Source organism: Achromobacter sp. ACM02, assembly GCF_014851605.1.
GTDB lineage: Bacteria > Pseudomonadota > Gammaproteobacteria > Burkholderiales > Burkholderiaceae_B > Achromobacter > Achromobacter aegrifaciens.
Window position 1 is genome coordinate 192,070 of record NZ_JACUZY010000007.1, and the last position, 19,120, is coordinate 211,189.

Annotated in this window: 20 protein-coding genes; 9 read left to right on the forward strand and 11 right to left on the reverse strand. The window is 68.4% G+C overall.

The genetic code is table 11. From position 1 onward, the window contains the following. Window position 1 precedes the first annotated feature (1 nt). From IB258_RS22540 to IB258_RS22570, 7 genes are all read right to left on the reverse strand, one after another. Window positions 2–499 carry an ureidoglycolate lyase gene (locus IB258_RS22540; protein WP_192353234.1) on the reverse strand — a complete coding sequence of 166 codons (498 nt, stop codon included), beginning with the start codon at window positions 497–499 and terminating at the stop codon, window positions 2–4. Beyond that, entirely contained in the window at window positions 499–1,233 is a 735-nt protein-coding gene (locus IB258_RS22545) for an ABC transporter ATP-binding protein (RefSeq protein WP_013393054.1), read from the reverse strand. The genes IB258_RS22540 and IB258_RS22545 overlap by 1 nt, the downstream gene beginning before the upstream one ends. Then, complete coding sequence (locus IB258_RS22550; RefSeq protein ID WP_054459145.1) at window positions 1,226–1,963, reverse strand: ABC transporter ATP-binding protein; 738 nt, start codon at window positions 1,961–1,963, stop codon at window positions 1,226–1,228. Before IB258_RS22550 ends, IB258_RS22545 begins: the two co-directional genes overlap by 8 nt. Further along, window positions 1,963–2,943: a branched-chain amino acid ABC transporter permease gene (locus IB258_RS22555; protein ID WP_054459151.1), complete on the reverse strand. Its 981-nt coding sequence runs from the start codon at window positions 2,941–2,943 to the stop codon at window positions 1,963–1,965. Before IB258_RS22555 ends, IB258_RS22550 begins: the two co-directional genes overlap by 1 nt. Window positions 2,944–2,945: 2 nt before the next feature. Beyond that, a complete protein-coding gene (locus IB258_RS22560; RefSeq protein ID WP_054459153.1) occupies window positions 2,946–3,836 on the reverse strand; it encodes a branched-chain amino acid ABC transporter permease in 891 nt (296 codons plus the stop codon). A gap of 109 nt (window positions 3,837–3,945) precedes the next feature. After that, window positions 3,946–5,154, reverse strand: coding sequence for an ABC transporter substrate-binding protein (locus IB258_RS22565; protein WP_054459154.1), 1,209 nt, complete (start codon window positions 5,152–5,154; stop codon window positions 3,946–3,948). A gap of 162 nt (window positions 5,155–5,316) precedes the next feature. Further along, window positions 5,317–6,888: an amidase gene (locus tag IB258_RS22570; RefSeq protein WP_119451833.1), complete on the reverse strand. Its 1,572-nt coding sequence runs from the start codon at window positions 6,886–6,888 to the stop codon at window positions 5,317–5,319. Window positions 6,889–7,061: 173 nt separating this feature from the next. On the opposite strand from IB258_RS22570, the gene IB258_RS22575 reads away from it, so the two are divergent. Beyond that, the gene (locus tag IB258_RS22575; protein ID WP_054459156.1) at window positions 7,062–7,751 is read left to right on the forward strand and encodes a FadR/GntR family transcriptional regulator; all 690 of its coding nucleotides are present in this window, start codon (window positions 7,062–7,064) and stop codon (window positions 7,749–7,751) included. A gap of 6 nt (window positions 7,752–7,757) precedes the next feature. Here IB258_RS22575 and IB258_RS22580 read toward each other — a convergent pair whose 3' ends face one another. Genes IB258_RS22580 through IB258_RS22590 form a run of 3 tightly spaced genes read right to left on the reverse strand, consistent with a single transcriptional unit; the run spans window position 7,758 to window position 10,292 of the window. Beyond that, entirely contained in the window at window positions 7,758–8,339 is a 582-nt protein-coding gene (locus IB258_RS22580; protein ID WP_192353235.1) for an amino acid synthesis family protein, read from the reverse strand. Window positions 8,340–8,375: 36 nt separating this feature from the next. After that, window positions 8,376–9,341, reverse strand: a complete 966-nt coding sequence (locus IB258_RS22585; RefSeq protein ID WP_192353236.1) for a tripartite tricarboxylate transporter substrate binding protein — start codon at window positions 9,339–9,341, stop codon at window positions 8,376–8,378. A gap of 42 nt (window positions 9,342–9,383) precedes the next feature. Continuing rightward, window positions 9,384–10,292 (reverse strand): NAD(P)-dependent oxidoreductase, encoded by a 909-nt coding sequence (locus tag IB258_RS22590; protein WP_192353237.1) that lies wholly within the window; start codon window positions 10,290–10,292, stop codon window positions 9,384–9,386. Window positions 10,293–10,417: 125 nt separating this feature from the next. Between IB258_RS22590 and IB258_RS22595 the strand changes: the two genes are divergently transcribed. The 8 genes from IB258_RS22595 to IB258_RS22630 all read left to right on the forward strand — a co-directional run bounded on the left by IB258_RS22595 (window position 10,418) and on the right by IB258_RS22630 (window position 17,923). After that, on the forward strand, window positions 10,418–11,338 hold the full coding sequence (locus tag IB258_RS22595; protein WP_192353238.1) for a LysR family transcriptional regulator: 921 nt from the start codon (window positions 10,418–10,420) through the stop codon (window positions 11,336–11,338). Window positions 11,339–11,517: 179 nt separating this feature from the next. Continuing rightward, window positions 11,518–12,306, forward strand: coding sequence for an SDR family oxidoreductase (locus IB258_RS22600; RefSeq protein WP_175214417.1), 789 nt, complete (start codon window positions 11,518–11,520; stop codon window positions 12,304–12,306). 20 nt (window positions 12,307–12,326) lie between these two features. Next, window positions 12,327–13,568: a styrene monooxygenase/indole monooxygenase family protein gene (locus tag IB258_RS22605; protein ID WP_054459171.1), complete on the forward strand. Its 1,242-nt coding sequence runs from the start codon at window positions 12,327–12,329 to the stop codon at window positions 13,566–13,568. Further along, window positions 13,565–14,092 (forward strand): flavin reductase family protein, encoded by a 528-nt coding sequence (locus tag IB258_RS22610; protein WP_054459173.1) that lies wholly within the window; start codon window positions 13,565–13,567, stop codon window positions 14,090–14,092. The genes IB258_RS22605 and IB258_RS22610 overlap by 4 nt, the downstream gene beginning before the upstream one ends. Before the next feature lie 66 nt (window positions 14,093–14,158). Further along, a complete protein-coding gene (locus IB258_RS22615; RefSeq protein WP_192353239.1) occupies window positions 14,159–15,769 on the forward strand; it encodes an NAD(P)/FAD-dependent oxidoreductase in 1,611 nt (536 codons plus the stop codon). Then, the gene (locus IB258_RS22620) at window positions 15,766–16,662 is read left to right on the forward strand and encodes a transporter (protein WP_054459177.1); all 897 of its coding nucleotides are present in this window, start codon (window positions 15,766–15,768) and stop codon (window positions 16,660–16,662) included. The genes IB258_RS22615 and IB258_RS22620 overlap by 4 nt, the downstream gene beginning before the upstream one ends. 92 nt (window positions 16,663–16,754) lie before the next feature. Beyond that, entirely contained in the window at window positions 16,755–17,072 is a 318-nt protein-coding gene (locus IB258_RS22625) for a hypothetical protein (protein ID WP_054459217.1), read from the forward strand. A 335-nt stretch (window positions 17,073–17,407) separates the two neighbouring features. Continuing rightward, window positions 17,408–17,923, forward strand: coding sequence for a hypothetical protein (locus IB258_RS22630; RefSeq protein ID WP_192353240.1), 516 nt, complete (start codon window positions 17,408–17,410; stop codon window positions 17,921–17,923). 12 nt (window positions 17,924–17,935) lie between these two features. Here IB258_RS22630 and IB258_RS22635 read toward each other — a convergent pair whose 3' ends face one another. Beyond that, window positions 17,936–18,964, reverse strand: coding sequence for an AraC family transcriptional regulator (locus tag IB258_RS22635; protein ID WP_175182193.1), 1,029 nt, complete (start codon window positions 18,962–18,964; stop codon window positions 17,936–17,938). Window positions 18,965–19,120 lie beyond the last annotated feature (156 nt).

Sequence of the window (19,120 nt, forward strand, 5' to 3'; positions counted from 1 at the left end):
TTCAGGCGGCCTGGATGGTCCAGGGCGCGTCCGGCAGATCGATCACTTCGCAATCCTCCGTGGGGCCCGCGCGTTCCAGCACGGCGAATTCGCCGTCCGCCAGCGCCATCAAGGGGTGATGCCAGACATCCCGACGCAGCGTGATGCCCACGCCCGCGCCCGCCATGAAAGCGCGCAGCGTGGCCAGGTCCGGCGCCTCTGCGCCCAGCGCAACCAACACCACATAAGGCGTGCCCGCCAGCGGCAGGAAGGTCTGGCTGCCCAGCCTGTGGCGTTCCAGCATGCGGGCGGCAAAGGGCAGGGCGATCGCCTGCGCGCGGAATACCGACAGCGATGGCCGGCCGCCCGCGTCCAACAGATCGGGCTCGCCCATTTCCACGCGCAGCGAGGTGCCCGCATTGATCGAGCGGCCGGCGCGGCCGGCGCTGCTGACGACCTCGCCATAGGGTGCGAACGCCGCAGCGGCCAGAGGCTGCGCTATCAGGGTGTGGGCAGCCATCAGAAATTGATCCCCAGCCATTCGCGCACCTGTTCATGCAGGTCGCCGGCAAAATCCTCGGGCGAGCCGGAGGCGGTGATTTCGCCCAGGCTCAGCACGTAGATGTGGTTGGACATGGCCACCACGCGCCGCACGTTGTGGTCCACCAGCAGGATGCCCATGCCGGCGTCGGCGAAGGCGCGGATCCATTGGAAGACTTCGGCCGCCACGCGCGGCGCCAGCCCGATGCTGGGTTCGTCGATCAGGCAGACCTGCGGCTGCACCATATAGGCCTTGGCGAATTCCAGCGACTTCTGCTGGCCGCCGGACAGGTTGCCGGCCTGGTCCTTGAGCTTTTCCTTCAGCACCGGAAAGCGCTCCAGCGTTTCAGTAAAGCGCGGCTCCAGCACGTCGCCGTAGCGCTTGCGCCGGCCCTCCAGCGGCAGGCGCAGGTTCTCCTCCACCGTCAGGTAGGGGAACAGGCTGGATTCCTGCGGGATGTACCAGAGCCCGTCGTCGATCATGCGGTGCGGCGGCTGGCCCGAGATATCGCGTCCGGCGCGCGTGACGCGGCCGGACTTGGGTCGCAGGAAGCCGCAGATGGCTTTCATCAGCGTGGACTTGCCCGCGCCGTTCAGGCCGATCAGGCCGCTGATGCGGCCGGCCTGCACCGTGAGCGAGACGTTGCGCAGCACGTCGATGTCGCCCATGTAGCCCGCGGTCACGCCTTCCATGGCGAGCAGCGTGTCAGGCATGGTCCTGCTCCTCTTGTCCCGGTTCGCCCAGATAGGCTTCGATCACCGCGGGTTCGCGCAGCACCTGCTGCGTGGGGCCGTCGGCCAGCACGCGGCCGGCGTTCATGCACACCGAGCGCGCGCACAGGTCCACCACCACCGGCATGTCGTGGCTGACCAGGATGAAGGTCTGGCCGCTCTGGTTGCGGCGGCGGATGAATTCCGACATGGTTTCCTTCATGACCGGGTGCACCGCGGCGAAGGGTTCGTCCAGCAGCGCGATGCGCGGCGGCGCCATGAAGCAGGCGCCGAACTCCAGCAGCTTTTTTTGCCCGCCCGACAACTGCCCCGCGTCCAGATGCATGACGTGGGTCAGCTTGAGCTCATCCAGCAGTTCCAGCGCGCGGCGGCTGGCGGCCGCCTCGTCCAGGCCCATGGCCAGCCCGCATACGATCAGGTTGTCGTAGGCGCTTACCCGGTTGAAGACGCGGGTCATCTGGAACATGCGCAGCACGCCCAGCCGCGTCAGTCGCGTGGGGTTCAGCCCCATCACGCTGCGGCCGTCCAGCAGCACCTGGCCCGCGTCCGCCGCCAGGTGGCCGGACAGCACGTTGAGCAGGGTGGTCTTGCCGGAGCCGTTGGGGCCGATCAGCCCCAGCAGTTCGCCGTCGGCGACGTCCATGCCCGCGCCGTTCACGGCAAGCAGGCCGCCGAAACGCTTTTGTATTCCGGATATCTGCAGCAGTGGCATCAGGCCCCCCTGGCGCTGGCGCGGGCGTCGCCGGAGCGGCGCAGGATAGCGCGGCGCGCCAGGCCCCACAGCCCTTCACGGAAGAAGCGCGCGAAAATGATGACCAGCAGCGCGAACACGATCATCTGGATGTTGCCCGCGTCGCGCAGCAATTCCGACGCGACGTAGACCAGCACCGCGCCCAGGAGCGGCCCGACCAGCGTGCCCATTCCGCCGATCACCACCATGGCGATCACCATGCCGGTCTGCGTCACGATGCCGAGTTCCGGGCTGACCAGCTGCGCGAAGGTGCCGTACAGGCCGCCGGCAAAGCCGCAGATGGCGCAGCTGACCAGAAAGGCCAGCGTCTTGTAGCGCACCACGTCGATGCCGCGGCTGGCCGCGCCGATCTCGTCGTCGCGGATGGCCTGCAGGAAACGTCCCGGGCGCGCCCGCAGCAGCAGGAAGATCAGCAGCGTCACCGCCGCCAGCGCGGCCAGGAACAGGTAATAGTTGCCCACGCGGCTTTCCAGCAGCGCCGGCACGTGCAGCCCCTGGTCGCCCCGCGTGAAGTCAATGGAGTTGTAGATCACCAGGCGTACGATCTCGGCGAAGGACAGCGTGGTCAGCGCCAGGTAGGGGCCCGACAGCCGCAGCACGATGCGGCCCAGCACCAGGCCGATCAGCCCCGGCACCACCGCGGACAGCGGCAGGCCCAGCCACAGCGGCACCTTCCAGTGATAGGCCAGGAGACCGGTGGTGTAGCCGCCCAGCATGGCGAAGGCGGCCGGCGCCAGCGAGAACTGGCCGGCGTAGCCCGCCAGCAGGTTCCAGCCGCAAGCCAGCATGGCGAAGTACATGCTGACGATCAGCACGCCCAGCCAGTACGGCGAGGACACGCCCAGCGGCAGCAGCGCCAGCACGGCCAGGAACGCCAGCGACAGCCGCATTTCCTGGGTCAGCTTGTTGCGCAGCAGATTGGGATGGGCCAGCGGATCCATGTTCAGACCTCCCGCGCGCGTTCGCCGAACAGGCCCTTGGGCCGGAACAGCAGGATCAGGATCAGCAAGGCCAGGCCGAAGGTGTCGCGGTAGTCATAGGACAGGTAGACCGCGCCGAAGCTCTCCAGCACGCCCAGCGCCAGCGCCGCGACGATACTGCCGGGAATCGAGCCCATGCCGCCTATCACCACGATCACATAGGACTTGATGGCCGGAAACGCGCCCACGTCCGGCGCCGGATTGATGACCGGCGCCAGCAGCGCCCCGGCCAGCGCCGCCAGCACGCCGGAGGCCATGAAGATGATGCTGCTGGCGCGCGCGGTGTCGATGCCGGCAATAGAGGCGCCCAGCCGGTTCTGCGCTACCGCCTGCACCTGCCGGCCCCACAGCGAACGCTTGATGAAGAGCGCCAGCCCGATCAGCAGCACGATGGACAGGCCGGCAGTGATCAGCTTCTGCCCGCTCATCATGAAAGGACCGACCGCCATGCGCGTCACGTCCGACAGCGCCGGGCCGCGCATGGGGTAGGGGCCCACGACCTTGTCCACCAGGTTGATCAGCAGCAGCGACAGCCCGAAGGTGACCACCACCGCGTACTCGTCCTTCATCAGCCCCCAGGAGCCGTAGCCCGCGTACAGCGGACGCATCAGCCAGCGTTCCGTGGCCCAGCCCAGCAGCGCGCCGGCGGCGGCGGCCACGGGTAGCGCCAGCCACGGCGGCACGCCCAGGGCCAGCGAGACCAGGGTGTAGGTGTAGGCGCCTATCATGTAGAACTCGCCATGGGCGAAGTTCACGACCTTCAGGATGCCGAAGATCATGGTCAGGCCGACCGCCATCAGCGCGTAGTACAGGCCGATGATCAGGCCGTTGACGAACAGGTCCAATGCCAGCACTCGATTCTCCCTGGCGCCGGGGCGGGGCCCGGCGTGTTGCAGTCATGCTGTGGAGGCGATCCGGTACTTTTGCCGAGGGCGGCGCCCCCGCTTTGGGGGCGCATTCTCTTTATTTGGCCGGTTTGACCAGCTTTTCGACCTGCAGCGGCTGGCCCGTGGCCTGGATCAGCGTGGTCTTGCTCAGCGGCTGGTCGACTTCGGTCAACTGGTAGGTGACGTAGGGGATGTCGACCCACTGCTGGTAGGTGTAGCCCGGCTGCTGCGAGAAGCTGAACTTGCCGCGCACGCCTTCGAACTGCATGCCCTGCAGCGCCTTGATGATGGCGGCGCTGTCGGTGGACTTGGCCTCTTCGATCGCGCGGGCGATCAGGAGCACCGAGTCCGCGGCCTGGAAGATGAGGCGGTTGGGTTCGGTCTTGGCCTGCTTCTGGTAGGTGGCGGCCACGTCCATGCCTATCTGCGGCATGGGCATCTGCGGGTGGTACAGGCCGAAGGCCAGCATGTACTTGCCGGCTTCCTTTACGTTCTTCCAGAAGTCCGGATAGTCGGCGATGCCGGCGCCGTCGTAGAACCAGGTCTTGGCGCTGGGCGCCACGCCTTGTTCGTACAACTGGTTCATCAGGATGTAGGCGGCCGGCGGCAGCATGATGTTGACCACCAGGTCCGGCGGGCTTGCGCGCAACGGCAGCACGGCCGGCGTGAAGTCCTTGCCGGCGCGGTCCAGCGCCACGTACTTGTACTGGGTCTGCGGCGCGGCCTTCTTGAGGAATTCGCCCAGCAGCTTGGCCTGGCCGATGCCGTAGTCGGTGTTCTCGGCGAAGGCGACCACGCTTTTGACCTTCAGCGCCGCGATGGTGTCGGCCATGGCGCTTGAGACGCGGGTGTTGTAGTTGGCCGGATTGAAGACTTCCGGATAGCCCTTGGCGCGCACGTCGTCGGACCAGCAGTTGGTGTTGACGTAGGGCACCTTGTAGCGGTGCGCGACCTCGATTTCGGCCAGGCAGACCGAGCTCTGGTGACCGCCAGTGACGGCTACCACCTTGTCGCGCGAGATCAGTTTCTCGGCCGCCGCGCGGCCCTTTTCCGGAATGCCCTGGTTGTCTTCGTAGATGATCTTCAGCGGCCGGCCCAGCACGCCGCCCTTGTCGTTGATCATCTTGGCGATGATTTCCACGCCGTCCTTCACCTGGGTGCCTTGCACCACCGACCCGGGCGGGGACTGCGCGATGCTCACGCCGATGACGACGGGATCGGCGCCATGGGCGGCGGAGGCGAGTACGACCGCGGATACGGCTGCGGCTAAGCGGAGCAGTTTCATCGTGGTTTCCTTCTGGAAAGGAGGTGCGGCGATGCCGCCGCTCGCGCAGGCGAGGCGTCGGCGGGCGGGAACTCTGCTCGTTTGTAATCCTGTAGTACCGGTCTGACCAGTTAGGGCTTACCAGCATCGGGCCGGCCTTGGCGCCGGCCCGGCAGGGGGGCGTCAGGCCGCCAGCAGGTTTTCGATGCGGGCGGCGGTGTTCAGCACGCGCCAGTCGGCGCCGCGCGCGCCCGCGATCTGCAGCCCCAGCGGCAGGCCGTTGCGGCCGCTGCCGCAGGGCAGCGTCAGCGCCGGCATGCCGGTCAGGTTGAAGGGCATGGTGAGGCCGGTGACGGCCGTGTGCAGCGGCACTTCGCGGCCTGCGATGTTGACCGCGCCCGCACCGGAGCGCGGCGGCTCGATGCGCAGCGTGGGGGTGACCAGCACGTCCACCGACTGCATCGCCTGGTCGAACATATGCGCCAGCGCGGCGCGGCCGCGCTGCGCCCGCGTGTACCAGGTGGCGGGGAAGAACTGGCCGATCTCCAGGCGCACGCGCACGTCGTCGCCCAGCGTCTCGGGCTGGTCGATCAGCCGGCGCCAGTGGATGTCGGTGGCTTCGCTGCACAGGGTGGCGAATTGCAGCGCCGCGCTGTGCTCGACGCCCGGCAGGTCCAGCGGCACCAGCGTGGCGCCGTCGGCCTGCATCCGCGCCAGGGCATGGTTGACCGCCTGCGCCACGTCCTCGGCCAGCGGGTCGTAGAAGTAATTGCGCGGCACGCCCACGCGCAGGCCGGTCAGCGCGCCGGCGCTGACGGTGCGTTCGGCCTGGCCCGACATGATGGAATAGGCCAGGGCGGCGTCGGCCACGCTGGCGGCGATGGGCCCAAGGTGGTCCAGGCTTGCGCCCAGCGCCTGCGCACCGTCGCGCGAGATGGCGTCGAAGGTGGGCTTGAAGCCGACCACGCCGCAGCAGGCGGCGGGGATGCGGATGGAGCCCGCGGTGTCGGTGCCGACGGCCAGGCGGACGATGCCGGCGGCCACCGCCGCGGCCGATCCGCCGCTGGAGCCGCCCGCGGTGTAGCCCGCCCCGCGGGGATTGCCGACCCAGCCGTAATGGGGATTTTCGCTGGTGATGCCGTAGGCCAGTTCGTGCAGGTTGGTCGTGCCCACCACCAGCGCGCCGGCTTCGCGCAGCCGCGCCACGGCCAGCGCATCGTGCAGCGCGGGCGGCGGTTTCAGGCCGCCGCTGCCGTTGGTCTGGGGAAAGCCCGCGACCTGCATCAAGTCCTTGACGGCGATCGGCACGCCCATCAGCGGCATGGCCGCGCCTTCACGCAGCCGGCGCGCGGCGGCTGCCGCAGCGCCGTCCAGCGCCGGGGTGTCGGACAGGCTGATGAAGGCATTCAGGCCGGCCTGCTGCCGGGCCGCGGCCAGCGCGGCGCGGGCGGCGTCGGCGGCGCGCGCCGGGTCCTCGCGGCATTCACGGGCAATGGCGGCGATGCCGCGCGCATGGCGCGACACCGCGACGCCGCGGCCTGCCTGCGCGGCGGGCAGCCGTTCGGCGGGCGCAGCGGGCGGCGGCGCCAGGTAGCCCAGCTCGGCTTCCGGCGCCAGCGAGTCCAGCACGGTGAGTTCGGGCAGGTTGACGCGCAGCCGGTCCAGCCAGGCCTGGCGGCGTTCGGCATAGGGGTAGTCAGCCAGTCGGGCCATGGCGTCGACGGCGCGGGCGAATCGATCGTAGAGGTCGGTCATGAGCGGCGCTATGTACGAGAAAGTGCGTGGGGCCCGCGGCCATGCCGGGGCGCATTGCAGTACGGCTTTATCCTAACCGGTCAGACCAGTTGAATGTCATAATGCCCAGGCAGTATATGGCTGTCAACGCCAAACCGGGGGCGGCCGCGCACCCCTGCCTTGAGAATTCCGCGATGAACACCGTCGAACACATAGCCCAGCAGTTGCAGGCCCGCATCCGCCAGCGCGATTGGGCCGAGGCCGGCAAGCTGCCGGGGCAGCGCCAGCTGGCCGAGGAACTGGGCGTAAGCCGCGCCTCGCTACGCGAGGCCATTACCATGCTGGAAGGGCTGGGACTGCTGCGCAGCGAAGCCGGCCGCGGCGTGTTCATCGCCCGGCCCGGCGAAAAAGGCCTGGGCAGCGCCTACGGCCGCTGGCGTTTCCAGGGCCGCTATGCCTTGCGTGATGTCTATCTGGTGCGCAACCAGCTGGAGGAGCTGGCAGCCGGCCTGGCCGCGGGCGTCGTCACCCAGGCGGGGCTGGCCCGCCTGCGCGCCACCATCACGCACATGGAACAGGCCGCCGACGCCGGCGACCTGGTGGCCATGTCGGAAGGCGACCGCGCCTTCCACGCCTGCCTGTACGAGATCGCCGGCAGCCCGATGTTGCTGGACCTGGCCGAGAACATCGCGGAAGTGGTGGACGGCAGCCGGCAGGTCGCGTTCGCCGATCCGGCGCGCGTGCGCGAGCCCATCTACGAACACGCGGCCATCATCGACGCGCTGGCTACCGGTTCGGCCGACGCCGCGCGGCGCGCCATGCGCGCCCACATCTGCAACGTGGCCGACCGCGCGGGCCTGTCGCTGACGATCCCGGGCGCCTGAGTCTCCCTACCGCTGTCCGTCGTGCACGGACACGGCTTCCTTGGTCAGCCCGCCCAGCCGCGAATGCACCCGGCCGCCCGTGCCCATGACCAGGGCGAACAGGATCTCGTTGGCGCGCGGCGCATCCTGGATGCCGATCTCGATGCTGTTGAAGTGGCTGCGCACATACGAAGCGTGGATGTTGTGCACCGGCACCATCATGCGGTAGCCGGCTACGGCCACGGCCTTGACGGCGGGCACCATGGCGCGGGGTTCGCCCAGCACGCTGCGCATGGCCCAGCCGCCGGCCTCGTGCCAGACCGCGCCGTGCTCCATTTCACCGTCCAGGCCGACGATGGCGGCCTTGCTGTAGACCTCGATCTGGTCCTTGCCGCCCAGCGTCTCGACCAGCTCGGTCGCCAGCAGCGTGCCCAGGCTGCGCAGTTCGGCCATGAAGGGCATCAGATCCGGCTCGTAGCGGCCAGCGTAGGGATTTCGGATGACGGCGCAGGACGCCGCCAGCTTGAGTGGCCTCTCGGGCGCCGGGCCGTTCTCGTGGTAGGTGGTCTCGAGGATGAGGCAGCGTTTGCGGATATCGATCAGCGACATGGGGGGAATTCCTGGTAGCAGTTGAAAGAGGAGGTTCTATTGCGGCGGAATGCCGGTTTCCTTGACGATGGCCGCCCATTTGTCGATCTCGGCGCGTACGAAGCCGCCGAATTCGGCCGGGGTCTGCTGCTTGACGGTCAGGCCCTGGCGCTCATAGGTCTGCTTGAGTTCGCCGTTGGCCAGGGCCTTGCCCAGCGATTGCGACAGGCGTTCCACCACGGGCGCGGGCAGGCCGGCCGGACCCATCAAGCCGAACCACACGGTCAGATCGAAGCCGGCGGCGCCGGTTTCATTGAGCGTGGGGATGTCCGGCGCCAGCGGAAAGCGTTCGGGAGTGCTGACCCCGTAGGTCTTGACCTTGCCGGCGCGCGCCTGCTGCAGGCCGTTGGCCAGATCGGTGAAGGTGAGGTCGACGGTGCCGCCGATGACGTCGGTGAGCGCCTGCGGACCGCCGCGGTAGGGCACCGGCGTAACGTTGATCTTGCCCATGGACGCCAGCTTGGCGCCGAACACCTGCGCGCTGCCCGAGCCGTAGGCATAGGTCAGCTTGCCGGGATGCTGGGCGCCATAGGCAAACAGATCGGATACCTTGGTGCCCGGCATGCGCGGCGAACCCACCAGCAGATAGGGCGTTTCGGCGACGGCGCCGATGGGCGCGAGGTCGGTGGCGGGGTTGTAGGGCAGGTCCTTGAACAGGCTCACGCCGCTGGCCGCCGTGGACACGCCCACCACCACCAGGGTGTAGCCGTCGGGCTTGGCGCGGGCCACGTCATGGGTGCCGATGATGCCGTTGGCGCCGGGCTTGTTTTCCACCACTACCGGCTGGCCAAGATCGTCGGCCATGGCTTTGCCCAGGCTGCGGGCCACCACGTCGGTGATGCTGCCTGGCGGAAAGGGTACGACCATGCGGATGGGATGGTCGGGGTAGCCCGCGGCGCCGGCGGGCGCGAGCGGGGCGCCCAGCACCAGCGCCAGCGCAAGCGCGGCGGCGGATCGTTTCATGCTTGTCTCCTGTGGATCTCGTTATCGTTGGCGTCCGGCGCTTCAGGCGGGAGCCGGGGTTTCCAGGCGCTGCAGATAGCGGTGGATCTCGGTGTTGTCCACGCCGGCCGGCATGTCTGCAAGCGCGCGCTGCCATAGCGCCGTGCACAGCGACAGCTGCGAGGCCGGAACGCCGGCCAGGGCCTGCAGCGCATCGGCGGTGCGCAGGTCCTTGGCCATCAGCGCCAGGGCAAAGCCACCGTTGTAGGTGCCGGGCACGATGAACTGGCGCAGCTTGGTTTCGGTGGCGACGTTGCGGCCGCTGGAGGCGTTGAGCACATCGGTGAACACTTCCAGGTCCAGGTCCATGCGCTGCGCGATCAAGAGCGCTTCGCTGGCCGCCAGCAGGCCGGCCGCGTAGACGTAGTTGTTCAGCGCCTTCATCGCATGGGCGGAGCCCACGGCGCCGGTGTGGATGAGGGACGCACCCATGCGCGAGAGCAGGGGACGCACCCGCGCCAGGCCGTCGGCATCGGCGCCCACCATGATGGCCAGCGTGCCAGCGGCCGCCTTGGCCACCGCGCCCGACACCGGTGCGTCGATGAGCGTCACGCCCGCCGCGCGCAATAGCGGCGCCAGCCGCAGCGTTTCGGCCGGGTTGGACGAACCCATGTCCAGCAGCACGGAGCCGGGGCGCATCACGGCCGCCAGCCCGTCCTCGCCTTCGATCACCGCGTTGGTGATGGCGCTGTCGGGCAGCATGGTGATGACCACGTCGCAGGCGGCCAGCGCCGATAGGCCGGCGGCCGGCCTGAGCGTCTGGTTCCAGGCGGGGTGCCCGGCCAGGCGCTCCAGGCGCGCGGGATCGCGGTCATACGCCAGGATGTTGTAGCGCTCCTCGCCGCGGGCGAGGTTTTCCAGCATGGGCAGACCCATCATGCCCAGGCCCACGAATCCTACTGTGAGAGTCATGCATTCCCTTTATCGAATCGTCCTGGAAAGCGCGCCAGGAGCCATCTGGGATGCTAATGAAAGCGCCATTTCAGCGCTTATGCTAAGTTGGTCAGGGGTTATAACAAACGATTATCAGGTCAGCCATGCGATTCAAACTCAGGCAGATGGAAGCGTTCCGGGCGGTGATGCTGACCGGTTCCATGAATGGCGCGGCCAAGCTGCTGTTCGTGTCGCAGCCCGCGGTCAGCCGTCTCATCGCCCATACCGAGCAAAGCCTGGGCCTGCAGCTGTTCGAGCGCGACAAGGGCAAGCTTACGCCCACCCCTGAAGCGCAGCGCCTGTTCCAGGAAGTGGGACCGCTGTTCGACGAGGCCCTGCGCATCGACGAACTGGCGCGCGACCTGGCCGAGCGGCCGGAGGGCGCGTTGACCCTGTGTTCGAGCCCCAGCCTGGCGCTGAACTTCGTGCCGCCGGTGATCGCGCAGTACATGGAGCTATACCCCGACGTCAGGCTCAAGTTCCACACCACGCTGCTGTCCGACATGGCGCATGAGCTGTTGGGACGCAAGGCGGAACTGGCCGTGTCGGTGCTGCCGATAGACCATCCCAATCTGGTCGTGGAGCCGCTGGCCACGGGCGAGATGGTCTGCATCCTGCCGCAAGGCCATCCGCTGGCCGCAAGGCGGGCAGTCAGCCTGGCCGAGCTGGCCGAGTGCCGGCTGATCCTCTACAACCGCAACATCCCGTTCGGGCAGTTGGTGGCAGCGGCCTTCCAGCGCGCCGGCGTCAGCTGGAATCCGGCCGTGGAAATCGTGCGCGCCGAGCTGGCCTGCGCCCTGGTCCGGGTCGGCGCGGGCGTGGCCATCGTCGACGAGTTCTCGGTCGGGCAGCAGGGTTGGCCCGGCGTGGTGACGCGGCCGCTGCGCGAGTCCATCCCGCTGTCGCTGAGCCTGGTGCGTTCGCGCTTCGAGCGCCCCAGCCGCCAGGTGCAGCGCTTCGTGCGCCTGATCAAGGAGCACGCGCGGACCTCGCGCAAGACGGGCCGAGCCCGGCCAGCGGCGTAGCCGGCATCCGCAGGGAACGGACAGCCGGCGCATTTTCCGGACACGCCTGTTGGACCTGGCGCAAGCTTGCCTCGAATAAGCGCAGTTTGCGGATAGCGTCGGCCGGATCCGGCTAACGCGGGCCAGGCGCGCCACGCCAGTATTCGCCTCACTCAATCAGCCAACGGCGAGGTGATGCGATGAAGGGTCTGGACAATAAAGTGGCCATCGTGACCGGCGGCGCCACGCTGATCGGCGCGGGCGTGGTCGCCACGCTGCGCGCCTACGGCATGCGTGTGGCACTGTTCGATATCGACGCGGCCGGCGGCGAACGCGTGGCCGCGGCCGATCCGGCCGGCACGCGCTTCTGGCCGGTGGACATTGCCGACGACGCGCAACTGGAGCGCGGCGTGGCCGACGCCGCGGCGCATTTTGGCCGCATCGATTTCCTGGTCAACCTGGCCGCGACCTATCTGGACGACGGCGCCGCATCGGGCCGCGCCGATTGGCTGCGCGCGCTCGACGTGAACGTGGTCAGCGCCGTGATGGCCGCGCGCGCGGTCCATCCCCATCTGCTGGCCGCTGGCGGCGGGGCCATCGTCAATTTCACCAGCATTTCGTCGCGCGTCGCGCAGACCGGGCGCTGGCTCTATCCGGTGTCCAAGGCGGCGCTGCTGCAAGTCACCCGCAACATGGCGATGGACTATGCCGCCGACGGCATCCGCGTCAACTCCGTGTCGCCAGGCTGGACCTGGTCGCGCGTGATGGACGAGCTGACGCAGGGCGACCGCGCCAAGACCGACCGGGTGGCCGCGGACTACCACCTGCTGGGCCGCGCCGGCGATCCGGCCGAAGTGGCCGAGGTGGTCGCCTTCCTGCTTTCAGACCATGCCAGCTTCGTCACCGGCGCCGACTACGCGGTGGATGGCGGCTATTCCACCATGGGTCCCGAACAGGCCAAGCCCGCGATTCCGCGCCTGGCCGCCTAGCCAAACAAAGGAGAAAAAACATGCGTCGAATCGCGATCGTGGGTGGAGGGCAGGCCGGCCTGCCCCTGGCGTTGGGACTGCTGGAAAAAGGTTATGAGGTGACCGTCGTCACCAACCGCGAACCGGACGACATCCGCCGCGGCAAAGTGATGTCCAGCCAGTGCATGTTCGATGCTTCGCTGCAGGTCGAGCGTGACCTGGGCCTGAATCAGTGGGAGGCGGAATGCCCGACCGTCGACGGCATCGGCCTGGCGATCCCGCATCCGGAGCGGCCCGGCCACAAGCTGATCGATTGGGTGGCGCGCCTGGACCGGCCCGCGCAGGCGGTGGACCAGCGCATCAAGATGCCGGCCTGGATGGAGCTGTTCGCGGCACGCGGCGGCCGGCTGCTGATCCAGGACGGCGGCGTGGCCGAACTTGAACTGCTGGCCGCCTCGCATGACCTGGTGCTGCTGGCCGCGGGCAAGGGCGAGGTGGTCAAGCTGTTCGAGCGCGATGCGCTGCGGTCGCGCTTCGACCGGCCGCAGCGCGCGCTGGCGCTGACCTATGTGCACGGCATGCGCCCGGCGCCGGATCATTCTCGCGTCGCCTTCAACCTGATTCCGGGCGTGGGCGAGTACTTCGTGTTCCCGGCGCTGACCATCAGCGGTCCCTGCGAGATCATGGTGTTCGAGGGCGTGCCTGGCGGGCCGATGGATTGCTGGCGCGACATCAAGTCGCCGCAGGAGCATCTGGCGCAAAGCCTGCATATCCTGCACAGCTATCTGCCCTGGGAGGCCGAGCGCTGCAGCGCGGTGGAGCTGACCGACGCCAACGGCATCCTGGCCGGCAGCTTCGCGCCCACGGTGCGCAAGCCGGTGCTGACCCTGCCGTCGGGCCGGCTGGTGTTCGGCCTGGGCGATGCGGTGGTGACCAACGACCCTATCACGGGGCAGGGCTCGAACAACGCCACCAAGGCCTGCGCCGTGTACCTGGACGCCATTCTGGCGCATGGCGACGCTACGTTCACGGCCGAATGGATGCAGCGCACCTTCGAACGCTTCTGGGACTACGCAGGCGCGGTGGTGGAATGGACCAACTCCATGCTGCTGCCGCCGGCGCCGCACCTGCTCAAATTGCTGCAGGCCGCGGACCACACGCCGGCGATCGCCAGCACCATCGCCAACGGCTTCAACCATCCGCCGTCGCTGTACCCCTGGTGGGGCGACGCCACGGCCTGCGAGGCTTTCATCGCGGCGCAGCCGGCGCGGGCGGCGGCATGAAGCCCGATTGCGCAGCGGGCCTGCCCCTGGACTGGGGCTGCACCGATCTGCATCCCAAGGTCCTGCGCGGCGTGCTCGGCAGCTATCCGACCGGTGTGGCCATCGTCGCCACGCGCTGTCCGGACGGCCGCCGGGTCGGGCTCACCATCAACTCCTTCGCTTCGCTGTCGCTGGACCCGCCGCTGGTGTTGTGGAGCCTGGTGAACCATTCGCCCAACCTGGCGGCGTTCCGCGATTGCAGCCACTTCACCATCAGCGTGCTGGCCTGCGGCCAGGAAGAGTTGGCGCTGCGTTTTGCCAGTTCTTCTGTTCCGGACAAGTTCGCGGGAGCGCCCGTGCACGACGTGCCGGAAGGCGTGCCCGCCATCGAAGGGGCGGTGGCCACCCTGGTCTGCGCCAACGACCAGCAAAGCCCCGCGGGCGATCACCTGCTGCTGTTCGGCCGGGTGCTGCGCGTGGCCAGCGTGACGGCCACGCCGTTGGTGTTCCATGCAGGGCGCTTCACTGCGTTGAGCGCCGCATAGGGCTCGCACGCGATTCCTTTCAATGTCCACGGGCCCCGGCGGCCTGTTTTCCCATCGGAGCGCATCATGCCCCTGGAGTCAGAGGCGCAGGTCATCATCGTCGGCAGCGGCATGAATTCGCTGGTCTGCGCGGCCTTGCTGGCGCAGCGCGGGAAGTCCGTGCTGGTGCTGGAACGCAACGACAGGCTGGGTGGCTGCATCCGCACCGAGGAGCTGTTTCCCGGCTACCGCCACGACGTGCTGTCCTGCTGGTATCCGCTGTTTGTCGGCAGTCCCGCCTATGCGGCGCTCAAACCCGCGTTGCAGGAAGCCGGACTGGAATTCATGCAGGGCGAATACGCCACCGGGCTGGTGCTGCCCGACGGCTCGGGCCTGGCCTTGAAGCAGGATGTGGCGGACAGCGCGCGGCGGCTGGATGCCTGGGCGCCCGGCGATGGCGCAGCCTTCGGCGCCATGGCGCAGCGCCTGTTCGGCGAGGACGCGGCGCTGACCTTCGGCCTGCTGGGCCAGAATCCCTACGGCGCGGGCATGCTCAAGCTGCTATTCGGCGAATGGCGCAAGCGCGGCATGGACGGCCTGGCCGCCTTTGCCGCCGACTCGATGGAGAGCTTTCGCCGCTGGTCAGAACGCGCGTTGCAGTCTGATGCCGCGCGTGCACTGATCGCGCCCTGGGTACTGCACACCGGCCTGGGTCCGGACGACGCCTGTTCCGCGCTGATCGGCAAGCTGACCTTTGCCGCGGTCGTGGCCGGCGGCATGCCGGTGGTCAAGGGCGGCGGCAGCGGCGTGGTGGACGCGCTGGCCGCCGTCATCGAACGGCACGGCGGCCGCCTGCAGACCGGCGCCGAGGTCGAACGCATCATCACAAGCGGCCAGGGCAAGCGGCGCCGCGCGGTGGGCGTGCTGGCAGGCGGACGCGAATATCGCGCGACAGTAGCGGTGGTCTGCAATGTGACGCCCGGCCAGTTGTACGGCCAGTTGCTGCCCGACGCGCCGCCCGCCGTGCGAGAACGCGCCGCTGGCTATCGCTACGGCCGCGGCGGCATGCAGATCCATTTCGCGCTGAATGCGCCGCCGGATTGGCTGACGCCGGAATTGCGCCACGTGCCGCTGGTGCATCTGACCGAGAGCATGGAACAGGTCTGCGCTTCGGTGACCGAGGCCAACAACGGCCTGCTGCCCGCGCGCCCCACGCTGGCCATCGGCCAGCCCGTCGCGGTCGACCCGACGCGCGCGCCGCCGGGCGGCTGGATCCTGTGGGTGCAGATGCAGGAACTGCCGGCGCGGATCAAGGGCGATGCCGCGGGCGAGATCGCGGCGCCTGCCGACGGCCGCTGGAACGAGGCCGTGCGCGAGGCGATGGCCGACCGGGTGCAGGCGCGCATGGAACGGGTCATGCCGGGCCTGGCGCGGCGCATCGTCGGCCGGCGGGCGTACTCGCCGGCGGACCTGGAAGGCCTGAACCGCAACCTGGTGGGCGGCGACCCCTATTCGGGCGCGTGTTCGCCCGACCAGTTCTTCTGGCTGCGGCCCTTTGCCGGAAGCCAGGGTGCGCGCGGCCACCGCACGCCGCTGCGCAATCTCTTTCACATCGGCGCCGCCACCCACCCGGGCCCCGGCCTGGGGGGCGGTTCCGGCTATCTCGTCGCACAACAAATAGGCAGGAGGGGAACATGAACGGACACCTGAAAATCCGGCGGCTTGCTGGCGCCTTGGCATTGGCGCTGGCTGGCACGGGAGCCCAGGCCACGGAGGGCGGCGGCCTGGGCATCTATCCGGACGGACTGGAGAACTTCATGTCGGGCGCGCTGCCGCCGCCCGGCGTGCACATGCTGGTCTATGCCGGCGGGGCGCGCTACGACACGCTGCGCGGCAACGACGGCCAGCGCGTGCCGGTGCCCGGCTTCAAGGTGGACGTCAATGTGCTGGCGCCGCGCCTGATCTGGGTTACGCAGCAGCAGGTCATGGGCGGCCAGCTGGCCTTCCACGCCATCGCGCCGCTGCTGGACGTGACCGCCAAGGCTGCTGGGCAACGCAACCGCAGCACCGGCCTGGGCGACATGACGCTGGGCGTGGCGCTGGGCTATCACCCGTCCGAAAGCCTGCACTACGTGGTGGGGTTGGACATGTACGCGCCCACCGGCGAATACGACCGCAAGGACCCGTCCAGCCTGGGCAAGAACTACTGGACCGCGCAGCCGGTGTTCGCCCTGAGCCGCATCAGCCCGGACGGCTTCAACGCCGACCTGAAAGTCATGTACGACTTCAACTTCACCAATTCCGCCACCGATACGCGTTCAGGCCAGGCCCTGCACGCCGACTACGCGCTGGGCTGGGGCGTGGGCAAGGGCTGGGTGCTGGGGGTGGGCGGCTACGCCTTCCAGCAAGTCACCGACGACAGCGGCCCGAACAGCGCCGCCGGCCGCGCCCGCGCTTTCGGCTTCGGCCCCTCGGTGCGCTACATGAATGAAAAAGGCTGGCTGTTCACGGCCAAATGGCAGCAGGACTTCAAGGTCAAGAACCGGCCCGAGGGCGCGCAGCTGTATGTGAAGCTGGGGATACCGTTCTAGGTCTGGCGGCTGCACTGGAAGGCCCTGGCTGTCCGTCTCTGCGGGGCTGTCCTGCTGGTATCGTTGCGCTGTCGATGGGACGGGGCAGGGACATGAATCTGTACGAAGCGATACGCTGGGGCAACGAATCCGAGGACCCGTACACTGGCGGTCCGGATGGCGCGGATACCTGTTTCCTGGTGCGGGCGGAATCGGTCGAGGAGGCTGGACGGCTTGCGGATGCGGCATTGCGCGGCGCCCGGTGCGGGCTGGCGGACTGGACCCAGGTTCTGCACTTGCTCGGCACGGAACAGGCCACGGACAGTGAGCCTCGAATCTTGCGTGGACCCTATTTGCAGCACGCCTACCGGCATGGTTGGCGTCTCTGGAACCGGGCCGAGGCGGCGGCGCCATGGGTCGAACAGCCCTAGGCGACGGGCCGTTCGGCGGGCCGGCTGCTTGCCTTGCCCCTGGAGTCCTTGGACGGCAAACCGAACAAGCTGGGCCTCGTCGAGGGAGTCCTCGCGCTCGCGGAACAATGCAGGCGTTGTTGGGATGCAACTGCAGGCCCGCTCCCACGGGGGTTTTCGCGCCTCGCTCACCATTCCGGCTGACGGTGGAATAGCATCCCGCGTGGAGATATCCGCGCCGGCGAGCGCTTACGGGGAAAACGATGAAAAGAACAGTTTCGGCGTTGGCGCTTTGCTTGTGCGGCGGACTTGCCGTGGCACAGAACACGAGCAGCAGCTTTGAAGTGCAGGAGCCAATGCGTAACTCCTTGGGCTTTCCAATGGGTAGCGACGGCGGCCAGGAGTGGCTGGGCGACAAGGCGGTCGCGCACATGGGTTTCATTGCAGCCTGCAGGCTGTACCCGGCAGACGGGCCGGAGGTCCAGGGGATGGTGGCCATGGCCCTGGCCCAAGCGAGCCTGGGCATGGACCTGGCCCGCGCGCCGACAGACCCGGCCGCGCTGCGCGCCAGGCTCGCCCAGCGCTTGAATTCCCAGGAAGGGCGCAAGGACGCGGCGGAAAAAATCCAGGCCATGCGCAAGCGCGTCTTGGCCGAGCAGGCGCATGCCGGCAAGTTGATAGAGGCTTCCGTGGGCTTTACGGGCAAGAATCCGAACCCCTGCGAGCTCGAGCGGTACTACGCGCGTCAATTCCTGACACAGCACAAGGACGGCGCCATGAAGGCCGCTCCCAGGATCAATCAAATCGCGCGGGAGGTCATGGCGCAGGACTCCTCTGCCAAGGCCAAGCCGGCTGCGCCAGCCCGACCCTGAAGCGCCGCCGCCTCACCCGCGTCGCCGCAAACTCTGGCTGGGACTCACGCCGTAGCGTTCCTTATATCCGGCGCTGAAGCGCCCCATGTGCGCGAAGCCCCAGCGCAGCGCCACCCCGGCGATGTTGCGGGTCTCGCCCGAGATCAGTTCCGCATGCGCGCGTTCCATGCGCAGGTCGCGCAGGTAATGCATGGGGCTCACGCCCAGGAATTCCTTGAACCCCGCGTACAGGCTGCGCACGCTGACGCCGGCGATGCGCGCCAGCTGCTCGGCCGTGACCGGTTCGTGCGCATGCGCCTGCAAATAGTCCTGCACGCTGCGCACGTGGCGCGGCAGCACTGCGCCACGCCGGCCGGGCAGGGCGCCGGTGTAGTTGTGGGGCTGGGCCGCCAGCAAGGTGGCGGCGACCAGCTGTTCCATCTGATGCACGATGAGCTTGTGCTCGGCCAGGTTCGCGTGCTGGGTGGAGCAGTCCAGCAGATAGCTCATCAGGCAGCGCCAGGCCGGGCATTCGCGCCAGCGGAACCCCAGCTGGAAGCGCAGCGGCCGATCCAGCGCGCAGCCCAGATGGCCCACCAGGATGCGTTCCAGCAGCGAGCGGCCCACGCGCAGCATGAACTGGTCGTTGTCGTCGGCCCAGCGCATGGCCAGGTCGTCGTCCGGGCTGACGACCGACGCGACCTCGGGCGTCGAATCCACTTGCTGCGGGCCGCTGCTGATGCGGGCGCAGCCCGACAACGGCATCTGCACCAGGAAGAAGTCCTCGAGCGGACCGGGACGGATTTCGACGTTGGCACCATAGCGCAGGCGATTCAGCGAGACCTCGCCCAGCGGCTGGTGGTGCATGCGGGCGTCCAGGCGCTGCAGCGCGCCGACCACGCCCAGGTGGTGCGGACGCATCACGCGGCCGACCATGGAGCGGGCTTCGTCCAGATCGCCGGAGGCGAACAATTGCTGCGCCGGCAGGCCCAGGACCGACTCGATCCGCGGCGCGGCCGGCGGCCAAGTCGTGCTGGTGGCGGACTGCATCGTGTCGAGCATGGGGAAACTCCACTGCCGGGGCCTTGAAGGCTTTGATAGTAAAGCTGCGCCGGACAGGGCGGACTGGTGGAAAACCCGTCCAGAGGAGGCCGGACCTATCCGATTTTGGCGTCGGCTATCCGACATGCGCAGAAAACCTCTTGCAAGCGTATATTG

Coding starts and splice junctions, on each gene's coding strand:
- IB258_RS22540 (WP_192353234.1), bottom strand. CDS start 499: ATGGCTGCCCACACCCTGATAGCGCAGCCTCTGGCCGCTGCGGCGTTC.
- IB258_RS22545 (WP_013393054.1), bottom strand. CDS start 1,233: ATGCCTGACACGCTGCTCGCCATGGAAGGCGTGACCGCGGGCTACATG.
- IB258_RS22550 (WP_054459145.1), bottom strand. CDS start 1,963: ATGCCACTGCTGCAGATATCCGGAATACAAAAGCGTTTCGGCGGCCTG.
- IB258_RS22555 (WP_054459151.1), bottom strand. CDS start 2,943: ATGGATCCGCTGGCCCATCCCAATCTGCTGCGCAACAAGCTGACCCAG.
- IB258_RS22565 (WP_054459154.1), bottom strand. CDS start 5,154: ATGAAACTGCTCCGCTTAGCCGCAGCCGTATCCGCGGTCGTACTCGCC.
- IB258_RS22570 (WP_119451833.1), bottom strand. CDS start 6,888: ATGACCGACCTCTACGATCGATTCGCCCGCGCCGTCGACGCCATGGCC.
- IB258_RS22575 (WP_054459156.1), top strand. CDS start 7,062: ATGAACACCGTCGAACACATAGCCCAGCAGTTGCAGGCCCGCATCCGC.
- IB258_RS22580 (WP_192353235.1), bottom strand. CDS start 8,339: ATGTCGCTGATCGATATCCGCAAACGCTGCCTCATCCTCGAGACCACC.
- IB258_RS22585 (WP_192353236.1), bottom strand. CDS start 9,341: ATGAAACGATCCGCCGCCGCGCTTGCGCTGGCGCTGGTGCTGGGCGCC.
- IB258_RS22590 (WP_192353237.1), bottom strand. CDS start 10,292: ATGACTCTCACAGTAGGATTCGTGGGCCTGGGCATGATGGGTCTGCCC.
- IB258_RS22595 (WP_192353238.1), top strand. CDS start 10,418: ATGCGATTCAAACTCAGGCAGATGGAAGCGTTCCGGGCGGTGATGCTG.
- IB258_RS22600 (WP_175214417.1), top strand. CDS start 11,518: ATGAAGGGTCTGGACAATAAAGTGGCCATCGTGACCGGCGGCGCCACG.
- IB258_RS22605 (WP_054459171.1), top strand. CDS start 12,327: ATGCGTCGAATCGCGATCGTGGGTGGAGGGCAGGCCGGCCTGCCCCTG.
- IB258_RS22610 (WP_054459173.1), top strand. CDS start 13,565: ATGAAGCCCGATTGCGCAGCGGGCCTGCCCCTGGACTGGGGCTGCACC.
- IB258_RS22615 (WP_192353239.1), top strand. CDS start 14,159: ATGCCCCTGGAGTCAGAGGCGCAGGTCATCATCGTCGGCAGCGGCATG.
- IB258_RS22620 (WP_054459177.1), top strand. CDS start 15,766: ATGAACGGACACCTGAAAATCCGGCGGCTTGCTGGCGCCTTGGCATTG.
- IB258_RS22625 (WP_054459217.1), top strand. CDS start 16,755: ATGAATCTGTACGAAGCGATACGCTGGGGCAACGAATCCGAGGACCCG.
- IB258_RS22630 (WP_192353240.1), top strand. CDS start 17,408: ATGCGTAACTCCTTGGGCTTTCCAATGGGTAGCGACGGCGGCCAGGAG.
- IB258_RS22635 (WP_175182193.1), bottom strand. CDS start 18,964: ATGCTCGACACGATGCAGTCCGCCACCAGCACGACTTGGCCGCCGGCC.